This is a genomic window from Mucilaginibacter sp. CAU 1740 (genome assembly GCF_039839285.1).
Classification (GTDB): Bacteria; Bacteroidota; Bacteroidia; order Sphingobacteriales; family Sphingobacteriaceae; genus Mucilaginibacter.
The window spans coordinates 86,461-106,861 of the sequence record NZ_JBDOQS010000017.1; the positions used below are offsets into that span (position 1 = coordinate 86,461).

Genomic DNA, 20,401 nt, shown 5'->3' on the forward strand with positions numbered 1-20,401 from the left:
AATCATTCCGAGTAACTAAAGCCGGAGCGTCTGAAGACATCAAGCGGGTCGGCCCGTCACCCTGAGTGTCGAAGAGTCGCCCGCAGAGGCTTGCCCACCATGCTTCGACAAGCTCAGCATGACATCCATTTTTAAACATGTTGTCATCCTGAGCGATAGCGAAGGATCTTCTGCGATATGCATAGCGGCCATACAGGGCGAAGAAGATCCTTCGTTCCTCAGGATGACAAAGTGGTGATGTCATATTTCCTTCAGAGGCGACCGCTTTTACTTACTCGCAATGACGTGACGGAGAATACATCTGTTTTATCCTCCGACGACGCCCCTTTTATCGCATTTATAAGCCTAAAAGCACTCCGCACTTTCTTTTTACAACCATTTTCTCCAAAAACGACAAATAAAATTCCAAAACATTTGGAAAACAATTTAAAACAAATAAATTTGTTTACGTGTACGTACACGTTTATATTGTTACCGTTAACGTAACAATATATCTTCTATAAGTTTCTACCCGTTTTTTTAATTCACAGATCAATGAACTAACATTTATTTAACCCAAACAATTAGAGCTATGATGAAACTACGACCACCAATCAACATGTACTCTTTTTCTACCCTATCCGGGGATGCCTGCCCCCGGTGTTGGCGTAGCATTACCTTAAAGCTTGTGATGCTTTTCCTGTTTATCACAAGCGGCTATAAAGCAAATGCCCAAAACCATCTAATTAGCGGCCGGGTGATTGATAGCCTTACGCTGCAGGGTGTCAGCGGCGCTACCATCAAAATAAAAAACACCACCAAAGGAACGGTTGCCAATCCTGATGGCTCGTTCAAAATTGAAGTATCTGCAGGTGCCGTGTTGGAGATCTCGGCAGTAAACTATCACCCTCTTCAGGTGAAAGCCAACCTATCTGCACCTATGCAGATATTGATGGGTTCCATCAACAAAACACTGGCCGATGTGGTGGTGGTTGGTTACGGCACGGCCAAACGATCGGACGTTACCGGTTCGGTCTCCTCCGTGCCCAAAGCAAGGCTCTCGGAAATACCTGCGGCCAACGTGCTTCAAGCTATGGAAGGTACTGTTGCGGGTGTAAATATTACCAGCGGAACTAACGCCCCTGGCACAAGCCCGAGCATTGTGGTGCGCGGTATCAATACCATTACAGGTAGTTCCGACCCGCTGATCGTAATTGACGGTACGCCCTTTCAAAGCCTTTCGTTAAATGATATCAATACCAATGATATCGCTTCGATAGATATATTGAAAGATGTATCTGCTACTGCAATTTATGGTACGCGTGGCGCTAACGGCGTATTGCTCATTACTACCAAGCATGGTAAGGCGGGTAAGGCACTGATTTCATTTAGCAGCTATGCCGGTCCGGAGTATTTTGCGCACAAGGTACACCCAATGGGGCCGGCAGAATATGTACAGAAATATGCCGATTATAAACTGGAGGCCGGTGTAAACAATAGTTTTCCCGTCCCTAACCAATACGAGCAGGAAAATTATGCTACCGGTAAAACTACCGACTGGCTGAAAGAAATTTCGCAACAAGGTTTTATCCAGGACCATAACCTAAGCATTAGCGGCGGTGGTAAGGATGTAAAATACTTTGTATCCGGCGATTTTTTCCGCGAGAAAGGTTTACTGAAAGGTTTCCAAAATAAACGCGGAAGCATCCGCTCAAACATTGATGCCACCCTGGCCAGTTTTTTAACTGTTGGCGCTAACCTGTACATGACGCTTAACAACTCCGACGGCGGACGGGTAAACCTGCAACAAGCTATGCAAATGAGCCCTTACGGCAGATTTAAAGACCCCGATGGTAATTACACCATCTTCCCGATGTCGGGCGATCTGGCTTTTCAAAGCCCGATGCTTGGCCTCACTACTACCCGGAATGATCGTCGCGAAAATTTTATCACCAACGTTTATGCCGAGGTTAAACCGCTTGAGGGTTTGAAATATCGCGTAAACGCCAGCTATAATTATCTCCCTACCCTTTTTCAATATTACCAGGGCAGGCTGGCAGGCGATATCACAAACGGCTCGGCATCGGTTAGTAACAGCGAACGCAATAACTGGGTGGTGGAAAACATCCTTACCTACGAGAAAAACTGGAACAAGCATCACATAGATTTCACCGGACTTTACAGCGCGCAGCAAAACCGGGAGTATTCATCAAATATCAATGCTTCGGGTTTTATCAATGATGCCTTGCAGTTTAATGCTTTGCAAGGGGCTTCTACCTTCTCAGCCTCATCATCGTATATCAAAACTACCATGGTTTCGCAAATGGCGAGGATCAATTATAGCTACGATAGCCGATACCTGATCACCGCTACGGCTCGTCGCGATGGATATTCTGCTTTTGGTGGCAATACCAATAAATACGGTACGTTCCCGTCGGTTGCGGTGGCCTGGAACATGAGCAATGAATCGTTTATGAAAAAGGCTGAGTTTGTTGAAAGTTTGAAACTGCGCGGTTCGTATGGCTTATCGGGTAACCAATCAGCCGTTATTCCTAACTCCACCATTACTACATTTTCAACCACCAGTATCCCATCCAACGGTAAACCAACAACAGGCATAGTTGCTGATATATTAGGGAACGGCGACCTGAAATGGGAAAGCACTTACGGTGCAAACGTTGGTGTCGATTTCAGTTTATTTAAAGGCCGTGTAAGCGGTACCATCGAAGGCTATAAAACCACCACCAAAAACCTGGTGCTTTACCGCCAGTTACCTGCCGCTACCGGCTACCTAAATATCGTATCAAACGTGGGCAAGGTTGGCAATAAAGGTATAGAGGTTACTTTGCGGACCCAAAACATTGTGAGTGGCGATTTCAGATGGGAAACCAATTTCAACTTCGCTGCCAACAATAACAAGATCCTCGACCTTTATGGCGATAAAAAAGACGATTTGGGTAACCGCCTCTTCATAGGCAAACCTATTTATGTTATTTATGATTACAAGCAGGTTGGCGTATGGAAAGTGGGCGAAGACCCATCAAAACAAGATCCCGGCGCTATCCCAGGCGATTTGAAATTTGCCGATCTTGACCATAACGGCTCCATAACATCTGATGGTAAAGACCAAACCGTGCTCGGCCAATCAACCCCGAAATGGACCGGCGGTGTTACCAGCGCGTGGCATTATAAAAACTTCCACCTAAGTGTTTTTGTCCAAACCGTACAAGGCGTTACCAAATACAACCAGCTAACCAACTTTGTTGACTATGGCGGCAGGCAAAACGTGGTAAGCGGACTTGGCTACTGGACACCAACCAACCAAAGCGATGTTCGTCCGTCCATTAATTATGTAAACTACCTTACTTACGGCTACCCGCAAAAGGCAAGCTTTACGCGCATTAAGGATGCCACATTTAGCTATACCATGCCTAATTCGCTGGCCGATAAGCTGAAGCTGAGTGCGCTTACGCTGTATATAACCGGCCGTAACCTGGCAACATTTACAAATTGGTTTGGCTGGGACCCGGAAGCTAACTACGCCGCAACCGGCGACTCGAGCGGTAATTACCCTTTAGTACGCACATTTATTATTGGCGCAAACATCACATTGAAATAAGCATTATGAAAAAATATATCAAACTGCTAACGGTGCTGCTCGCCATAAGCGCGATGCTCAATTCCTGTAAAAAGGACTTTTTGAAGGAAACCGTTTACTCCAAATTTACCCCAACGGCGCTGAAAGATTCGCTGGCTTTTGAGGCCGGGATAGTAGGTCTGCAATACACCTACAGCCTGTGGAATAACCAAAACGAAAACCAGAACGGCAACCAGGGTTTCCTCTGCGTATGGCAAATGGGCACCGATGTGGCCTACAATAAAGCCATCGACGATCTCGATCCTATGTCTATCCCCTATACCAACTATGAAAAACTAACCTCGCGCGATGTATCGATAGATTTTGTTTGGCGCTGGTGCTACCTGCTTATCAACAATGCAAACAACGTGGTAACCAATCTCGATCAGCCGGGCTTAACCCTATCTACCGGCTTCAAAAATCGTGTTAAAGGACAGGCCTTGTTTTACCGGGGATTGGCCTACAACTACCTGGCTACCTTGTTTGGCGGTGTACCTATCATAACCGCACCGCTTACTGCCCCTAAAACAGATTTTGTACGCGCGTCACTTGATGATGTAAACAAGCTGATTGTTGACGATTTAACCTTCGCTAAAGAGAACGCGCCAACGGTGGATAACCTTTCCGTGCCGTCAGCACCTCACAAAGCCATGGCATCGCAGTTATTGGCCGAAGTGTATCTGCGCACAGGTAAAAATGCCGAAGCTGAGGCTGAAGCTAACGCGGTGATCAATAGTGGCTTTTTCAGCCTCGTTAAAAACCGCTACGGTGTACATGTCAATCAGCCGGGCGATGCCTTTGCCGATATGTTCATCTTCGGCAATCAGCGCCGTAACCAGGGTAACACTGAAGCCATCTGGGTGCAGGAAACAGAAAACCCGGCATCAGTACCAAACGGTGCGGGACCAGATATCGACAGCAAATTTCCGGGCTATCACTTTACCGGCTCCCAGCACCGCAGAGTTTGGGGAAGCCGGTATTATAATACGCCGGGGATGATCATTGGCGATAGTTTGGGTGGCCGTGGTATTAGCAGGATGGCTTTAACCTATTTTGTGCTTAACCTGTACGATAAGAATGACATGCGTAACTCACAATACAACCTGCGCCGTAAGTATTATTACAATGATCCGTCAAATGCGCTTTATGGCAAACTGGTTACCGGCCCCGGTATTGATACCAACCGCAACATTGTACCCAAAACCAACAAATGGGACCAGTTTGACCCGAATGATGAGTTTGGCAGCAGCATGATCAAAGACATGATCATTATGCGCCTCGGCGAAACTTACCTGCTTAAAGCCGAAGCCCAATTTAAACAGGGCAATACAGCAGGTGCAGCCGCCAGCATCAACATACTCCGCGACAGGGCACATGCCCCGCAGGTAAATTCGGGCCAGATCACGATGGATTTTATTTTGGATGAGCGCATACGTGAACTTGTCGCCGAAGAAAACCGCCGCATGACCCTAATGCGCACTAAAACACTGGTTGATAGGGTTAAAAACCGGGGGCAGAAGATAACCGGTTTAACGGATAAATATTTGTTGCTGCCGATACCGCAATCGGAGATCGATTTGAATAAGGATGCGCAGTTGACGCAGAATCCAGGGTATTAAAAACGCTTTCTTAAATTCCCTCCTTCGGGAGGGGTGTGTTGGGTAGTGTAGTGGCAGGGAGGGGTTTATGCGCCAGGCTTGCGAATATGCAAGGCGCCGAAACCCCTCCCTGCACCCTCCCAAGGGAGGGAATCGCACAAGCCCTCGCTTTTTATATTTTCCGGATATATCGTCCGGACCTTATCGATACCCCTAAAGGGCTTGAAACCTTGGTTTCCGGCCCTTAATTTTTATAATAATGAAAGTTCTCTTTAGTAATAATATCTATCGGCATATAATTAGTCCGCTCGGCATCGCCTAAACCGAACAGATGTTTGTAAAGCGCCATAATACCGTGATAACCCTGCTCTTTGGGGCGTTGGCTAATGATAAAAGAGATAGATTCATTTTCGAGGCAGCGGATATTCTCTTCAATAAAATCATAGCCAACTAAGATCAGTTTTTGAGGATGATCGGCCAGTACTCTTGCTACCACATTCACCCTTGAGTTGGTAACAAACAATACCCGCGCGTTTGGTGCCGAAGCCAGTGCTTTGCTCAATTGTTTTTTTACCGATTGATTATCGGTATGGTTAATATTAAGCGTGAGGATTGTATTGGCAATATTATGATCTTCGAAATATTTGCGGAAGCCTTGCTCCTTACGCAACAAGTGGTGATCGAGTTCCAATTCAGTAGAGATGTTAACGATAAAAATATCATCAGCTTCACGCGCCATCATGCTGATGATCTGAGCTGCGAGCCGTCCGCTTTGAAACAGATCAGGCCCGATATAGCTTAAACTCTCCTGCCTTGGTAAATCAGAATTGATGAAAACAAAGGGGATATTAGCGTCCGTAAGTTTTTTGGTAAGTACCAACGATTCTTCAATGAAAGAAGGGGCCAGCAACACACCTTGAAGATCGGCAGCTAAAGCCCGCTCTTCGGCCTCAACAAAGCTGCTTTTCGAATCCGAATCGTAAAGAAACGGTGTTACCGTTACGCCAAACTGCTTCAACTCATCAACGGCTTGCGTAATGCCAGCCAGCGGGTACGACCAATAATTGGTTTCGCTGGATATTTTAGGGATGATCACGCCGATATTTACCTGGTCGCGACGGGCAAGCAGACTGGCCATTTTATTGGGCCTGAAATCCAGTTCTTCTATAATGGCATTAACCTTTTTGCGGGTTTCGTCGGATACGCCTTTGCGGTTATGGATCACCCTGTCAACCGTGCCGATAGAGACATTGGCAAGCCGGGCTATTTCCTTAACACCCGTTGAATTTGAGTTACTTTCTTTCATGTTCAGGTACCAAATATACAGACGAATTGGTTTATTCACACTTCTTTTAAAAACACTTGTGTTGTTTTTACACAAACTTTTACAAAACTAAATAAATTCAATCGTGTACGTACACGATTGAATTTATTTAGTTAAATTGCAGGCATAAGATATGCATTTATACAAGTAACTTAATTGATGAACCCGGTAAAAGACCGTCTGCAATCGTTAGATGTTTTTCGTGGCCTCACCATAGCGGCCATGATCATTGTAAATACCCCCGGCGATGAAGAGCACTCGTTCGGCCCGCTAAAACATTCGGTATGGAACGGCTGTACCCCTACCGACCTGGTTTTTCCCTGCTTTATTTTTATGATGGGTATCTCAATTGTATTCGCCCTGCAATCAAAAAAAGCCGATCTGGCTAAACGAGGCGACATCCTCCTCAAATCGCTAAAACGGATGGTTTTACTGATCCTTATTGGATGGGGTATTCAACTGGTGTATCACTTCAATTTCAGTACCCTACGTTTTCCGGGGGTGCTGCCGCGTTTAGGTGTGGTGTATTTTTTAACAACATTGATCTACCTCTATGTATCGCAAAAAGGATGGAAATATATTTTCGGGGGAATCCTGATAGGATATTATATATTGATCTGCCTTATTCCATTACAAGGTTCGTACGCGGTTACACCAACGCATAATATGGCGGCTGTAATAGATAGGTTTTTCCTTTCAGAAAAACACCTCGCCAAATTTGCCTACACCGATCCTTGTGGCATCATCGGTACGCTGCCTTCAGTATGCTCGGCCATGATAGGATTGTATGCAGGTACCATATTGAAAGAAGTAAACCTATCGCCCAATAATAAATTCGGCAGCCTTACTCTACTAGGATCATCGTTCACTGTGGCAGGCCTACTGTTTCAATTTATATTTCCGCTAAATAAACCACTCTGGTCAAGCTCATATGTATTATTTGCCGGAGGCGTTTGCATGGCGGCCTTCGCGTTTTGTTACTGGCTTATCGATATTGAGAAGATAAAAGCGCCGTATTGGATTTTTACGGTTTTTGGTGTTAATGCTATCGCTTCATATGTACTATCTGAGGTGTTGCCTAAACCTTTAAATTTTATCATCGTTAGCTCTGCTAATGGTAAAGTTTCGGGGATGCATATTATTAATGATCTGGTTTTCGTGAAGATCTTTTCACTGCAATGGGCATCATTGGTTACCGCGTTGGTGTTCACCTTATTGGTTTGGTCGCCGATGTTTGTTTTTTACAAAAAGAAGGTGATCGTTAAGATTTAAAAAACAGGCTAATAGTCTGTCTAAAAATGATTAAATAAACCCAATATGTCCACCACGTCATTGCGAGGCACGAAGCAATCCCCAACTTACAGAGAAATCTGCATGGCCACTCTGCTAATCGGGGATTGCTTCGTACCTCGCAATGACGACTTTTATATATTTTGATTGGGCCTTTAGCCTGTGGTCGGTGTTTTCACCGTACCACATTATTTGAAAACGTTACTTCAATTGAAACGAATTAATAAGTCGCAGAATGGTGCGGTGAAAACACCGGCCACAAGCAGGGAACACAGTAATCTCTCCAGATTATTTACAAGTTCTTCTCCTTCCGCATCATACTCAAAAAGGCTGCCGTAATGCCAATATAGCCTGCAATATGCTTTTGAGCGATGCGCTGCTCCAGGCCGGGATAGCGCTTTCTAAATTCAAGGTAACGTTCTTCGGCGGTTTTGGCCAAACCGGAAGTAATGCGCCGCTGATACATCTCAAATCCGTTTTGAGTAAGGATCCGAAAGAAGCGTTCAAATTTGGGGATCTGGACAAAAAGCTCTTCAAGCCGGGGAAGGGTGAGGTAGTAAACCTCGGTATCTTCCAAGGCCTGAATGGCATTCACAGCCGGTTTTTCCTTAAAAAAACTCACAATATCACAAGCCCACCAATTTTCGGGATAAAAGCAGATGGTGTGTTCATGGCCATTTTTATCCATATAAAACATGCGCAGGCATCCTTTATTAACAAAATAAATTCCTCGGTCAATATCGCCCTGGCGGAGTAAAAAAGAACGCCTTTTAACTGTTTTGTGTTGCAGCATAGCAAGCGCCTGCTCCTGCTCGTGAGGGGCAAGCGCTATGTGCATGGCGAAGTTTGACAGTATCAGTTCAGACATGCAGCAAGATAACGATTAGAGATCAAACTTACGGGTCATGAACAGCTTCAGATCGGCAAGCGCGGCCAAGCGGAGAGGCTCGGCTATTTCGTGATATTCGCTGCTTAAGGCTATAGTTTTAAAAGCCTCGGCGCTGGGGTATTCTACCAAAAGAATAGCATCCCAAACCTCGCCTTCTTCGGCTATGATATTGCCGAGTACATCGCTTGCCAACGAAAGCTTTGTACCTTCAACACCTAATTGCTTAACAACTTGGTTAAAAGCGGGAAGATATTCCTGAAAATATAAATCCCTGTTTTTGAACTTTAGTAAGTTCAACATTAATATGGGGCCTTGCCCCTCTTCTACTTCTGGAAATGTGACCATCGTTATCTGTTAAAAAAATCCTACTATTTTTGTGATCCGGTACTGCTCATCAAACTCAAAATAATCCATACCCTCAACAGGATAACCCTCGGGGCGAATGGCCAACCAACGGAACCGGCCACTTTGATGATGCGTATTAGGCTCGCCCAAAACCTTGAATGTCCTGGGCCCCATTTGCCCGTACGAGCTGATGATAAGGTTGGTGATCGCGTCCTGCCCGGTAATGGTATCGGTTATTTTATCGGTGTAAGTCCCCTCGGGCGACCAGCATTTTTTGATCTTCGCCAGTATGGCATCATGTTCTGTTTCATTCCACGCGCTGGTGTAAGTGAGAATGGTTTCTTCAATATTCTTTACGTTTTCCATAAAACAAAGGTCGGCGGCCTTTGCCGGAAAAAAGTTCAACTGGTTGAAGGTTTTAAAATTGTATAAGGTAACTTTCACATATCATTAACCGATTTAATTTTATTATTTGCCCGATTGTTTGATATATTTAGTTTTTCACCCCAAATGAACATGAAACAATTAACTTCCTTACTGGCGCTTTCGGCAATTACGTTCACCGCGTTTGCCCAGGAGCCTACCATTAAAGTTAAGCTGGAGGCCGCTAAACCCGAGTTTACAGTTATTAAAAACAACCAGGCTACCTCGGTTAAAAACCAGGGCAATTCGGGCACTTGCTGGTGCTTTGCTACTACCTCATTGGTTGAGAGCGAGATGCTTGCCAAAAAAGAATCAGCGCCAGATCTATCGGAAGTTTATACAGTATATAATTTATACATTGATAAAGCCGAAAAATACATCCGCCGTCGCGGTAACACCCGCTTTACCGAGGGCGGTATCCAACAGGATGTAATGTTCTCGACCGATAACTTCGGCGCCATGCCACAGGAAATTTATCCGGGCGTTGGCCGTGATACGGTATTGAACCACGACCCACAAATGGAGGTAAAACTAAAAACCTACCTGGATAATTTGCTTAAAGCTAATCCGGATACCATCCCAACAAACTGGAGAACCGATTACAAATCAATATTGAACAGCTACCTGGGCGCACCTCCCGAAACATTTAGCTACAATGGCAAATCGTACACCGCAAAAAGTTATGCCGCGCAATACGTGCCGCTTAAACTTTCGGGCTATGTGGGTTTAACTTCGTTTAAGCACCACCCTTATGGCAGCACTTTCGCCATCGAAATACCTGACAACTACAACAGCAACATGTTTTATAACCTCCCGCTTGATGAGTTTATCGCCAGCGTTAAAACTGCTGTAATGCAGGGTTATACCGTTGCCTGGGATGCCGATGTAAGCAACAACGGTTTCAGGATGAGAAAAGGGCTGGCCAAATGGGTTACCAAAGAAGACGAAACTAAAGATTTTGAAACTTTCACCGAGAAAACGCCAAGCGCCGATATCCGCCAGGACCTCTTCGACAGGCAGGTTACGCAAGACGACCACCTGATGCAGATTACCGGCATGGTTAAAGACAAAAAAGGCAACGAGTACTTTATAGTTAAAAACTCATGGGGTACAGAAGCCAGTCCGCTGGGTGGGTATTTGTATGTGAGTGTGCCTTATTTTGCTATTAACACGATATCGGTAGTGATCAATAAAAAGGCTTTGCCTCCAACTTTATCGGCTAAGGTGGGTAGTTAATTCTAACTAAAATATAATATTTATATAACGTCATTGCTTTAAACGGCAGTGGCGTTTTTTTTATTAAAGGCAGCTCTCTTAAAACAAAACGAGCGGTGGCCTGACAGAAAAGCGGGCCGGGCGTATGGCCTTGCGGGCTGAAGCTTTTTTCTGTCTTGGTTTTTTGGTTACTTTTGGGCCAAGCCAAAAGTAACAGCCTCCGCGGCAAATGAGCGGCCAATGTTCTTAATATTGAACCAAAGCCTGTTAACAAACGTGAATAACGAAAGCCACGTGCTATTCACATTAACGCGAGGATTCGTAACAAGTATTTCGCTATAAACCAACATCGTCGCCCTCTTGGCCGGGCGGGGCCAGGCACTTTTGTCTTGACACAAAAGTGCCCAAAAAGTCAAGTCACCAGGAAGGCTTCTTTGCCGCACTGGCCTGCGCCCCTTCCCACCGCTTGCCTTTGCCCTGCAAATCGGGCAGAACCACGGGCTGCTAAATTTTGCCCCACTGCGTTCGCTCGTAGTCCCTCGCTTCTGCAAAAAGTAGCTATGCCCTACCAACGCTCGAGGCCACCATTGTTCTGCCCGCTTTCGCCAGAAGCTTTCCTGCTGACGGATGCCGTCTCCGGTCGGGCAATTCGGTATGGGAAAGTAAATTTGATGTTCTTCTATTCCCGATCCCCCCTCTGCAAAAAGTAGCTATGCGCCATCCTGTGCTCATGGCCACCATTGTTCTGCCCACTTTCGCCGGAAGCTTTCCTGCTGACGGGAAACATCTACGATTGAACATTTCGTTGTTGTTATTTCATTTTGGCTTTATTCTTCGGTTATACATGCAACAAAATCGAAAGCATTTACAACACCAGCGAAAGTATTTTTTTAGCAGGTTGCGTTGCTTTGTAACATTAAAGCAAATACCTTTTATGAAAAAGACCTACCTAAACGGCATCAGCTACTTTATGCTGCACGTATTAAAATCCAGCACATTAATTATACTCATCGGCTTATTGATATTTACCGGTTGCGGAAAAAGCTCTCCCACGCCTACTAAAACCGACACGGGTACAGGAGGCGGAACTGGTGGCGGTACGGGAGGCGGAACTGGCGGAGGCACAGGAGGCGGCACCGGCGGCGGAGTTGTTGTAGTAGATACCCTCACCCCAAGCAAAGTTGCTGTTGCCGCTTTGGATGATGAGGTGAACACCTTCATGACCACCTACGATGTACCTGCCCTATCAATAGCCATTACCAAAGGCGAAAAACTGGTTTACCTGAAAGCCTACGGCATCAGCGATAAATCAAAAAACACCAAGGCGCAGATCAGCGATCGCTACCGTTTGGCCAGCTTATCAAAACAATTTACCTCGGTGGCTATTATGAAACTGCTTGACCAGGGTAAAATAAAACTGACCGACAAAGTATTTGGCGATGGTGCTATTTTAGGCAAAACCTATGGCACCAAAACTTACGGCCCAAATATCACCAATATTACGGTTGATCAACTGCTTCACCATACATCGGGCGGCTGGGGCAACACTGTGAACGACCCTATGTTCAGCAATGCCGGCATGACAACCGCCGAACTCATTACCTGGACTTTAGATAACCGTCCGCTTGATCATACCCCCGGCACTAATTACGATTACTCTAACTTTGGTTACTGCCTGCTGGGCCGGGTGATAGAAAAAATTACCGGAAAAACTTATGATCAAGCTGTAAAAGACCTGGTATTAACCCCTATCGGCGTTACCGATATGACCATTGCCGGTAACACTCTCGCCCAAAAACAAACCAAAGAGGTTACTTACTACGGCCAAAGTGGCGAGGATCCTTATGCTTACAACATTACCCGCATGGATTCGCACGGCGGATGGGTTGCTACCGCTGCCGATCTGGCCCGCTTCCTGGTTTATATCGATAAATTCCCGGTGCGCCCGGATATCCTTTCGTCATCGGCGTTAACTACCATGTACACCGGCTCTACAGCCAATACGGCTTACGGATGCGGCTGGGCTATTAACAGCAGCAACTATTATCACACTGGAAGCTTGCCCGGTACAGCTACCGAACAAGCCCGGCTTGAAAACGGATTTAACTTTGTGGTATTGACCAACACGCGCAGCTTCAAAGCTAATTTTGATAATAGCCTGGATCAAATATTCTGGAAATCTTTTGCTAAAAATCCAGCCTGGGCTAATGAAGATCTGTTTTTGAAATAGTTGATAACCAACCTAAGTAAAAGAAACAGATCACAATAAACCTTCTGCATAAAACAACTATTATGAAACGTGATAAATTCCTGAAACTGTTAACTGTAACGGGCGCTGTTTTAGCCTATTCAATTAGCGGCATCGCCAAGAGTTATATAAAGCTTAGGGAAAAATCGGGTTTTAAGATCGATGCCGGTGCAGATCGTTTTCAAAAACCGATCAACCTGTTTGATGGGGATACTTTTTACACCAAGGTATCTACCAAAGATACCGATGGTGACCTGTATGTGTACGAATCATCACGTGTAAAAAAAGGCGGACCAAATTTGCATGTCCATCCCGAACAGGACGAATGGTGGTACATTGTGGAGGGGGAATTTGTTATTAAAGTTGGTGATAACATATACAAGGTAAAGCCGGGCGATAGTGTGTTCGGTCCGCGGGGAGTACCGCACGCGTTTTCAAAAACAGGCGAAGGGGTTGGCAGGATGCTCACTACTTTTCAGCCGGCCGGTAAAATGGAAGAATGTTTTATAGCGATAAGTGAAGGGCAGATGAAAGGCAAATCTGAAGCCGAGCAAGACGAGTTTAGAAAGCAACACGGCTTTGAACGTGTAGGCCCGCCGATTGATGTTTTAAAAGCTTTTTAAGTGAAAAGCTGCCTTGCTGTTAGTTAATAATTTATGAAAATCAGTAGTAGTTATAAATTCATAGTAGTTTGTCTGTGCTGGCTGTTAGGTGCTAAAGCTTACGGCCAGCAACCAGACACCGCCAAAGAAAACAGCGCCATCAGGCAACTCATCAAAAACTACGAAGACGCCTGGAACCGCCACGACCCAAAAGGTCTGGCCGATAATTATACCGTTGATGCTACTTGGGTAAACTGGTTTGGCGCTTACTACAAAGGGCGCGATGATATCGAATTTCATTACAAGCAGGTGCATACCACCTATTTTAAAGCCACCCACTATTATACCCGCGCGATTGAAGATATTACTTATCCCTACCCTAACCTCGCCATATCACATGTACGCACAGGTTTGGATGGCGATACCCGCTACCCCGGTGAAACGTTTGAGTTTAGGCGGATGATTGTGCTGGTGAAACGTGATGGCGTTTGGAAGATACTTGCTGGGCAGAATGCTAAGTTGGAGAAGGGGGTTAAGTAGGGGTTTCTGATTGATAAAATCAATCAACTCTAATTATAATACAGGGAAAGGAACTTCTTCCCTCGGGATGAAAAAGCCCTTAATACAATTCATATTTCTGATGCATACCTGTATGTGACTTTTACGGGTAATACCAGCTCCAGTAAAAGCCGGACCTCCTTCGGAAAATGCGCCCCTGGTAGAATCAAAAACAACAGTATCACTATAGCCATTTATTGACAATTCTTCTTTATGAATATTAAGAATTGTTTTGTGCATATGTTCTATCGTTGCACAATCCAATTTCCTTACGAGTTTATCTTCGTAAGGATCGTCCGGAACGTCAATATTTTTGGGCAGCTGTTTTCCAGCCTTCTCATATTCGCTCTCCATTAATAAATAATAAGAACTAATAAGATTGGTAAATTTTGAGTCGAGAAAATCACAGCATTGCCCCAATTGCAAAATGGCTCCGAGCACAGCGGGCGTTTTTATCGTTCCTTCATTAGCTCTTTTTGTTGCCCACTCCAAAGCCCGGGTATAATTGTTTTCCCAAAAATACATACCATGACCGAGCCAATCGTAAGGTTTTTTACTAATTTCTATATGGTTTGGATCGTTTACTAATTTATTACGAATTTCCAGATCACAACCATGAAAGCCAATGATAGTGTTAGGACGAAAATCATACATGGAGATAGTAAATATTAGCGGTTAACTAATTCTTCAAGTTCGGAGTAAGCTTTTGTGAACTCGCCTTTTTTGGTTAGGATACCAGAATCGTTAAGAGATAAAATAGCTTCTTTTTTGGTCATACTTTTCACTTCCTCCAATTTGGTTTTGGCAAGTTCAAGTAATTTAGCTATGTCTTTATCGCTCATTTTGAATGGAGTTGTATTCAAATATACGAGTATTAGTTAATAGTATCAATTATAGCTTTTGTTTGGGCCGGATAAACGATTCATTAATAAAGTTACAAATATGCAGTTTAATCGGTGGGAGTATGCAATGAAAGGGTTGTGAGCTTATGATTTTTAGCCTTGCTTTTAGCGAATTTGGAACACTATAAAATCACCATACGCCACGCTTTTGCCAGCGTCGCATACTCGCGCCAGATGAGGATTCAAAATATGGTACATTTGATTTTAAACGTGAATAGCATTGTTTATCTTCGCTTGTATGGATAAAGATGAGTTAATTCAGCAATTAGAATTATTAATTAAGGAAATAGATAACTTAGGAAACTGGTCTACTGCCCAAGGCTATAACTTAGAAAGGATTTTAAAAAAATGGTTGTGTCTAAAAGATGAATCTCCAAAATGGGCTGAAAATATAAATATATACGAATTTAATGAGTTATTAGATAATGTTGCATTATCAAAAAGACAAGGGCCAGACAAGTATATTACAAATTCTTATAATCGGGCAAAAGAAACCTTAGTTGTTTTTATAACCGAACAAATTACCGCACTCGATTAAATTAATTAATTACTCAAAGTAGCGTATATGTTAGCTGGAACCCAACAAATACTCCATCGATTTTACGATATAAATACTTCAAGCTTTAAAGCCGCTGTATCTGATTTGAAGCCCACCAGAGATTATTTTAATGATGGCGAGCAAACAACTGCCTATGGCACTTTTAAGGAAATGACACTGGTTTATCAATTTTCTTATGGATTATATCTTTCGGTTGATGGAGATTTATTTAGGTGTAATTATGATGTATGTTTTGCACACCCCAAAGAAGTTATAGATAAAATCCAGGCATTACATCAAACTATATACGAGACTTCACAAACACTTCAAGAATATATAGCGAAGTATCATAAAGAACCATTTACAGACGTTGAGGATGTTCCACCGCCTATACAAATGACCTATAATGATTATAAAAAAACACTCGATACTTTAAATTATGTTTTAGAATCAGAAGAAATAACAAGCATTCTCCAGCCAACCAAACTTCATAAGCTACAATCTGAATTAGATGATATTAAATTAATTCTTAGTTGGAAAAACTATATTAACAAGTTAAGATTAAAAGCATTTCTTTACATCATTTTAGTATTAATACCAGTAGCAGTAATAGCATTAAGTGACAATAGTATTAAATACATTTCATTGTTAGCTTTATTTGTCCCATTTATAGATTCTTATTTTAGTAAGGAGAGTATTATCGAATTTATTAAACTCATGTTTAGTGAAAAGTTAAAGTTAAAATCAAAGGAAAAAATGCTCAAAGAAATTAAGGAAGATAATAAATAGAGAAATCTATGTTATAGCCATTCAGGCATCAGTACTTGACTTCTCCTACTGCCGCAAGCATTCCTTGCTTGCGGCAGTAGTGACAAATAGCCCATAGAGAGTTCGAGTCTCTCTTCGGTTAATGTTAAGAAAGTATTCTTGGGTTAAATAATTTTAAGCAACAGATTCTACCCCCGCTGCCGCAAGCGTCCTCGCTTGTGGCCCGCGTTTAGGTATAAAACTTGAAGAGCCGCTTGCATAGCTTAGCATGATGCCCACAAACGAGGAGGCTTGTCGTAGCGGTATTAGGAAAGATAGTTTTGATAAAAAATAAAAAAGCAAACAGGTTTTTAAACAAAACCTGTTTGCTAACGCGAATCCCTAAAGATATCTCAACAAGAAAAAGCGAAAATTTACTGTGCGCTCAAATGCAACCCTTTCTCAACAGATTTATAATCTCCGGCATCTATCCCTTTTTGTTTTAGTGCGTCCATTAACTGCTCTTTATTGCTGATCTGTAATGCGCCAATTGTAGATGGCTGAATGCACACCACTTTTACAGCAGTAAAATTTGATTGTGTGTAAGGTGCGCCATCCTGATCGCGTTTTAATGTTACCGAGCCAACGGCCAATGTGGCTGTTACACGTATATCTCGTTCGGTGTAGTAAGGTACCAAAGCCCATGAGTAACCGAAGTCGCTTGTTGTAACATAAACCAAGTTAACCCAATTGTTGATAATGTCGTCAGTAAGTACTGTTGCGGGTATAGTAAGGTATAGATAGCCTTTGGTACTCCCGCTTGCCTGCCATGTGGACCCGCTGATGTCTTTTGTGAAAACTTTCACATTGGCATTACCCGTAGCACCCTTGGGACCTGCAGGTCCGGTTGCCCCGGTAGCGCCGTTAGCTCCTTGTGGGCCCTGCACTCCAGTGTCTCCTTTGGGGCCTACCGCGCCGTCTTTTCCACACGACACGATCAGCAACATGTTGGCGATCAGCAATAAAAATAAATACCGTTTTTTCATAATAAAAAGATTTTAATTAGTGAATTATAAATTGATAGTCAACAAATAAACGGCGGGGCGATGGTTTAAACTTTCGCTTTTATTGCAAATACTTTCTTATTTGTTTCGTATAAATTAATTCGAGCTAATCAAAAGCATATAAAAGAATGTTTACATTAAAATGGTAATCATTGATTACTAATTAAATATTTTCGCCTTCATGAACGAAGCGGTAATCGAAAAACAACTAAAAGCATTTGATGGACTGCAGGATAAAAACTGGCAGCGGCTGATATTTAACTTAAGGAAACACCTTGATATTTGGGCGCACAATAATATCAAACCTTACTGGGGCCAAATGAAAATCTCATATATGCCGGTGCTCTGTAATATTACGGTTGAGGGGATCACCGCTACCGAACTTTCACGGCTCTCCATGACATCCAAACAAAACATGAGCCGTACCATACACGAGCTGGAAGAGCACGGCATGATCATCAGCAAAGCAAACAGCACCGATAAACGGAGCGAAACCCTGAAATTAACCCTTCCCGGCAAACAGTTTTTACTGGAGGCTAACCAGGATGTTTTTAACCTGGGCAATATGTATAAAAACCTGGTAGGTGAAAAAGATCTGGAAACTACGGTACGGGCGTTGAACAAAATACTTGATTTCCACGAAAATTTCGGTGACGGCAACGAGGAGCATATAGAGGGTTAATGCTCCTCCCCTAATCTCCATGTTTTTGGCCCTCAAACAAGCTTACCACAAGCAAATCAAACCTTTCACCTTTAGCCTTTAACCTTTCCGCCTTTTTTCATACTTTTGCGCATCCTTTCAAATAAAACATATTACATTGGAGCACCAGGAATTAACCACCGTTGAAACCGCCAAAGATCTGGGCCTTTTACCCGAAGAATTTGCACGTATAAATGAGATATTAGGGCGAGTGCCCAATTTTACCGAGCTTTCTATTTTTTCGGTAATGTGGAGCGAGCACTGCTCATACAAAAATTCAATTACATGGCTTAAAACTTTGCCAAAAGATAGTCCGCGCATGCTGGCTAAAGCAGGTGAAGAAAACGCCGGTCTGGTTGACCTTGGCGACGGCATTGGCTGCGCCTTCAAGATCGAATCGCACAACCACCCTTCGGCACTTGAGCCTTACCAGGGTGCTGCCACAGGTGTGGGCGGTATTAACCGCGATATATTTACCATGGGCGCAAGGCCTATCGCGCAGCTTAACTCACTGCGTTTTGGAGATTTAACCCTCGATAAAACCAAATGGTTGGTTAAAGGCGTGGTTAAAGGTATCAGCCACTATGGTAACGCTTTCGGTATCCCAACCGTAGGCGGCGAATTATATTTTGACGATTGCTATAATGTTAACCCGCTGGTTAACGCTATGTCGGCCGGTATTGTTAAGGCTGGCGAAACCGTTTCGGCTACATCTTATGGTGTGGGCAACCCGGTTTATATAGTTGGTTCGGCTACAGGTAAAGATGGTATCCACGGTGCCGCCTTTGCTTCTAAAGATATCACCGAAGATTCGGTAAACGATCTTCCTGCCGTACAGGTAGGTGATCCGTTCCAGGAAAAACTGTTACTGGAAGCTACCCTCGAGGTTATTAAAACCGGTGCCGTTGTTGGTATGCAGGATATGGGCGCTGCCGGTATCATCTGCTCAAACTCAGAAATGAGTGCCAAAGGCGAGCACGGTATGCGTATCGATCTGGATAAAGTGCCAACCCGCCAGGATAACATGAAACCTTACGAGATCCTGCTTTCTGAATCACAAGAGCGGATGCTGATCGTGGTGCACAAAGGCCGCGAAAAAGAGGTTGAAGATATTTTCGACAAATGGGATTTGAATTGCGCCGTTATTGGTGAAGTTACCGATACCCAGCGCCTTGAATACTTTATGAACGGCGAAAAAGTTGCCGATGTACCTGCCGATGACTTGGTATTAGGTGGAGGTGCCCCGGTTTACCAACGCGAATACCGCGAGCCTGCTTACTTTGCCGAAAACCAGAAATTTAATATTGATGACGTTGCCGAGCCTGCCAACCTTGTTGAGGTTGCCGAGCATTTGGTAAGTCACCCAAATATCGCTTCAAAACGTTGGGTAACCGATCAATATGATAGCATGGTTGGCGTACAAACCATGACTGCCAACCGTAGCTGTGATGCCGCTGTTGTTGCCGTTAAAGACACCGACAAAGCCATCGTTTTAACTACCGATTGTAACTCGCGCTATGTTTACGCGGATCCATACAAAGGTACTGCCATTGCTGTTGCAGAAGCTGCACGTAACATTACCTGCGCCGGTGGCGAGCCTGTTGCTATCACCAACTGCTTAAACTTTGGAAACCCTTACATTCCTGAAGTATACTGGCAGTTTGTAAGTGCCATTAAAGGTATGGGCGATGCCTGCCGCAAGTTTGAAACCCCTGTTACCGGTGGTAACGTGAGTTTCTACAACCAATCTGCCGATGGCGGTTCGGTATTCCCTACTCCTACTATTGGTATGTTAGGTGTGATGGATAACGTGGATAACATCATGACCTCCGACTTTAAACAGCCGGGCGACCAGATCTACCTGATCGGCGAATCGGTTAACGATATCGCTTCATCACAATACCTGGCTTCATGGCATAAAATAACCAAAGCACCTGCGCCGCATTTCGATATCGATCAGGAATATGATATGCAGCAAACCGTTAAAGAGCTGATCAAACACAAAGTTGTTGAATCGGCCCATGACGTTGCTGATGGTGGTTTATACATCGCCCTGTTAGAGTCTGCAATGCCTAATGGTTTAGGTTTCGAGATCGCTTCTGACGATAGCATCCGTAAAGATGCCTTCTTATTTGGCGAGGCACAAGGTCGTGTAGTAGTGAGCGTTGCACCTGAAGAGCAAGAGCGTTTTGTGGAGGTAATGGCTACCAGCGAAGTTGAATTTACCCTGTTAGGTACCGTAACCAACGGCGGCTTAACTGTTGATGAAGAAAACTTCGGCCATGTAACCGACCTTAAAATGGTTCACGCCAACATCCTTCACGGTATTTTAGGCGAATAAT

General features: G+C 44.0%; 18 protein-coding genes. 11 read left to right on the forward strand and 7 right to left on the reverse strand.

All coding sequences use genetic code 11. The annotated features are described in order from the left end of the window. Positions 1–571 precede the first annotated feature (571 nt). Both AAFN85_RS28380 and AAFN85_RS28385 read left to right on the forward strand, forming a co-directional pair. Positions 572–3,598, forward strand: a complete 3,027-nt coding sequence (locus tag AAFN85_RS28380; protein WP_347531349.1) for a TonB-dependent receptor — start codon at positions 572–574, stop codon at positions 3,596–3,598. A gap of 5 nt (positions 3,599–3,603) precedes the next feature. After that, positions 3,604–5,235 (forward strand): RagB/SusD family nutrient uptake outer membrane protein, encoded by a 1,632-nt coding sequence (locus AAFN85_RS28385; protein ID WP_347531350.1) that lies wholly within the window; start codon positions 3,604–3,606, stop codon positions 5,233–5,235. Between the two features lie 223 nt (positions 5,236–5,458). On the opposite strand, the gene AAFN85_RS28390 is transcribed toward AAFN85_RS28385, so the two are convergent. Continuing rightward, positions 5,459–6,520 (reverse strand): substrate-binding domain-containing protein, encoded by a 1,062-nt coding sequence (locus tag AAFN85_RS28390; RefSeq protein ID WP_347531351.1) that lies wholly within the window; start codon positions 6,518–6,520, stop codon positions 5,459–5,461. A gap of 177 nt (positions 6,521–6,697) precedes the next feature. Between AAFN85_RS28390 and AAFN85_RS28395 the strand changes: the two genes are divergently transcribed. Next, positions 6,698–7,810: a heparan-alpha-glucosaminide N-acetyltransferase domain-containing protein gene (locus AAFN85_RS28395; RefSeq protein ID WP_347531352.1), complete on the forward strand. Its 1,113-nt coding sequence runs from the start codon at positions 6,698–6,700 to the stop codon at positions 7,808–7,810. A 310-nt stretch (positions 7,811–8,120) separates the two neighbouring features. Here the strand turns inward: AAFN85_RS28395 and AAFN85_RS28400 are convergent, their stop codons facing one another. Genes AAFN85_RS28400 through AAFN85_RS28410 form a run of 3 tightly spaced genes read right to left on the reverse strand, consistent with a single transcriptional unit; the run spans position 8,121 to position 9,506 of the window. Continuing rightward, entirely contained in the window at positions 8,121–8,696 is a 576-nt protein-coding gene (locus AAFN85_RS28400; RefSeq protein ID WP_347531353.1) for a Crp/Fnr family transcriptional regulator, read from the reverse strand. A gap of 15 nt (positions 8,697–8,711) precedes the next feature. Beyond that, positions 8,712–9,062 (reverse strand): hypothetical protein, encoded by a 351-nt coding sequence (locus AAFN85_RS28405; protein ID WP_347531354.1) that lies wholly within the window; start codon positions 9,060–9,062, stop codon positions 8,712–8,714. A gap of 9 nt (positions 9,063–9,071) precedes the next feature. Beyond that, positions 9,072–9,506, reverse strand: a complete 435-nt coding sequence (locus AAFN85_RS28410) for an isomerase (RefSeq protein ID WP_347531355.1) — start codon at positions 9,504–9,506, stop codon at positions 9,072–9,074. A gap of 72 nt (positions 9,507–9,578) precedes the next feature. Here AAFN85_RS28410 and AAFN85_RS28415 point away from each other — a divergent pair, with 72 nt between their 5' ends. From AAFN85_RS28415 to AAFN85_RS28430, 4 genes are all read left to right on the forward strand, one after another. Next, a complete protein-coding gene (locus AAFN85_RS28415; RefSeq protein WP_347531356.1) occupies positions 9,579–10,721 on the forward strand; it encodes a C1 family peptidase in 1,143 nt (380 codons plus the stop codon). A 913-nt stretch (positions 10,722–11,634) separates the two neighbouring features. Next, complete coding sequence (locus AAFN85_RS28420; protein ID WP_347531357.1) at positions 11,635–12,930, forward strand: serine hydrolase domain-containing protein; 1,296 nt, start codon at positions 11,635–11,637, stop codon at positions 12,928–12,930. Positions 12,931–12,992: 62 nt separating this feature from the next. Further along, the gene (locus AAFN85_RS28425; protein ID WP_347531358.1) at positions 12,993–13,571 is read left to right on the forward strand and encodes a cupin domain-containing protein; all 579 of its coding nucleotides are present in this window, start codon (positions 12,993–12,995) and stop codon (positions 13,569–13,571) included. Between the two features lie 33 nt (positions 13,572–13,604). After that, a complete protein-coding gene (locus AAFN85_RS28430; RefSeq protein WP_347531359.1) occupies positions 13,605–14,090 on the forward strand; it encodes an SgcJ/EcaC family oxidoreductase in 486 nt (161 codons plus the stop codon). Positions 14,091–14,123: 33 nt separating this feature from the next. On the opposite strand, the gene AAFN85_RS28435 is transcribed toward AAFN85_RS28430, so the two are convergent. Both AAFN85_RS28435 and AAFN85_RS28440 read right to left on the reverse strand, forming a co-directional pair. Further along, on the reverse strand, positions 14,124–14,762 hold the full coding sequence (locus tag AAFN85_RS28435) for a hypothetical protein (RefSeq protein ID WP_347531360.1): 639 nt from the start codon (positions 14,760–14,762) through the stop codon (positions 14,124–14,126). 14 nt (positions 14,763–14,776) lie between these two features. Further along, positions 14,777–14,950, reverse strand: coding sequence for a hypothetical protein (locus AAFN85_RS28440; protein WP_347531361.1), 174 nt, complete (start codon positions 14,948–14,950; stop codon positions 14,777–14,779). Between the two features lie 298 nt (positions 14,951–15,248). On the opposite strand from AAFN85_RS28440, the gene AAFN85_RS28445 reads away from it, so the two are divergent. Both AAFN85_RS28445 and AAFN85_RS28450 read left to right on the forward strand, forming a co-directional pair. Next, positions 15,249–15,548: a hypothetical protein gene (locus AAFN85_RS28445; protein WP_347531362.1), complete on the forward strand. Its 300-nt coding sequence runs from the start codon at positions 15,249–15,251 to the stop codon at positions 15,546–15,548. Between the two features lie 27 nt (positions 15,549–15,575). Beyond that, on the forward strand, positions 15,576–16,337 hold the full coding sequence (locus tag AAFN85_RS28450) for a hypothetical protein (protein ID WP_347531363.1): 762 nt from the start codon (positions 15,576–15,578) through the stop codon (positions 16,335–16,337). A 392-nt stretch (positions 16,338–16,729) separates the two neighbouring features. Here the strand turns inward: AAFN85_RS28450 and AAFN85_RS28455 are convergent, their stop codons facing one another. Beyond that, on the reverse strand, positions 16,730–17,341 hold the full coding sequence (locus AAFN85_RS28455; RefSeq protein ID WP_347531364.1) for a collagen-like protein: 612 nt from the start codon (positions 17,339–17,341) through the stop codon (positions 16,730–16,732). 199 nt (positions 17,342–17,540) lie between these two features. Here AAFN85_RS28455 and AAFN85_RS28460 point away from each other — a divergent pair, with 199 nt between their 5' ends. Together AAFN85_RS28460 and purL are read left to right on the forward strand one after the other, a co-directional pair. Further along, positions 17,541–18,041, forward strand: a complete 501-nt coding sequence (locus tag AAFN85_RS28460; RefSeq protein WP_347531365.1) for a MarR family transcriptional regulator — start codon at positions 17,541–17,543, stop codon at positions 18,039–18,041. A gap of 136 nt (positions 18,042–18,177) precedes the next feature. Further along, on the forward strand, positions 18,178–20,400 hold the full coding sequence (gene purL, locus AAFN85_RS28465) for a phosphoribosylformylglycinamidine synthase subunit PurL (RefSeq protein ID WP_347531366.1): 2,223 nt from the start codon (positions 18,178–18,180) through the stop codon (positions 20,398–20,400). Position 20,401: the final 1 nt, after the last annotated feature.

Excerpts from the sequence above, each read along its gene's own strand:
- AAFN85_RS28425 (WP_347531358.1), top strand. The coding sequence starts at position 12,993 with ATGAAACGTGATAAATTCCTGAAACTGTTAACTGTAACGGGCGCTGTT.
- AAFN85_RS28415 (WP_347531356.1), top strand. The coding sequence starts at position 9,579 with ATGAAACAATTAACTTCCTTACTGGCGCTTTCGGCAATTACGTTCACC.
- AAFN85_RS28455 (WP_347531364.1), bottom strand. The coding sequence starts at position 17,341 with ATGAAAAAACGGTATTTATTTTTATTGCTGATCGCCAACATGTTGCTG.
- AAFN85_RS28460 (WP_347531365.1), top strand. The coding sequence starts at position 17,541 with ATGAACGAAGCGGTAATCGAAAAACAACTAAAAGCATTTGATGGACTG.
- AAFN85_RS28400 (WP_347531353.1), bottom strand. The coding sequence starts at position 8,696 with ATGTCTGAACTGATACTGTCAAACTTCGCCATGCACATAGCGCTTGCC.
- AAFN85_RS28440 (WP_347531361.1), bottom strand. The coding sequence starts at position 14,950 with ATGAGCGATAAAGACATAGCTAAATTACTTGAACTTGCCAAAACCAAA.
- AAFN85_RS28430 (WP_347531359.1), top strand. The coding sequence starts at position 13,605 with ATGAAAATCAGTAGTAGTTATAAATTCATAGTAGTTTGTCTGTGCTGG.
- AAFN85_RS28450 (WP_347531363.1), top strand. The coding sequence starts at position 15,576 with ATGTTAGCTGGAACCCAACAAATACTCCATCGATTTTACGATATAAAT.
- AAFN85_RS28405 (WP_347531354.1), bottom strand. The coding sequence starts at position 9,062 with ATGGTCACATTTCCAGAAGTAGAAGAGGGGCAAGGCCCCATATTAATG.
- AAFN85_RS28385 (WP_347531350.1), top strand. The coding sequence starts at position 3,604 with ATGAAAAAATATATCAAACTGCTAACGGTGCTGCTCGCCATAAGCGCG.
- AAFN85_RS28420 (WP_347531357.1), top strand. The coding sequence starts at position 11,635 with ATGAAAAAGACCTACCTAAACGGCATCAGCTACTTTATGCTGCACGTA.
- AAFN85_RS28435 (WP_347531360.1), bottom strand. The coding sequence starts at position 14,762 with ATGTATGATTTTCGTCCTAACACTATCATTGGCTTTCATGGTTGTGAT.
- AAFN85_RS28445 (WP_347531362.1), top strand. The coding sequence starts at position 15,249 with ATGGATAAAGATGAGTTAATTCAGCAATTAGAATTATTAATTAAGGAA.
- AAFN85_RS28390 (WP_347531351.1), bottom strand. The coding sequence starts at position 6,520 with ATGAAAGAAAGTAACTCAAATTCAACGGGTGTTAAGGAAATAGCCCGG.
- AAFN85_RS28380 (WP_347531349.1), top strand. The coding sequence starts at position 572 with ATGATGAAACTACGACCACCAATCAACATGTACTCTTTTTCTACCCTA.
- AAFN85_RS28395 (WP_347531352.1), top strand. The coding sequence starts at position 6,698 with ATGAACCCGGTAAAAGACCGTCTGCAATCGTTAGATGTTTTTCGTGGC.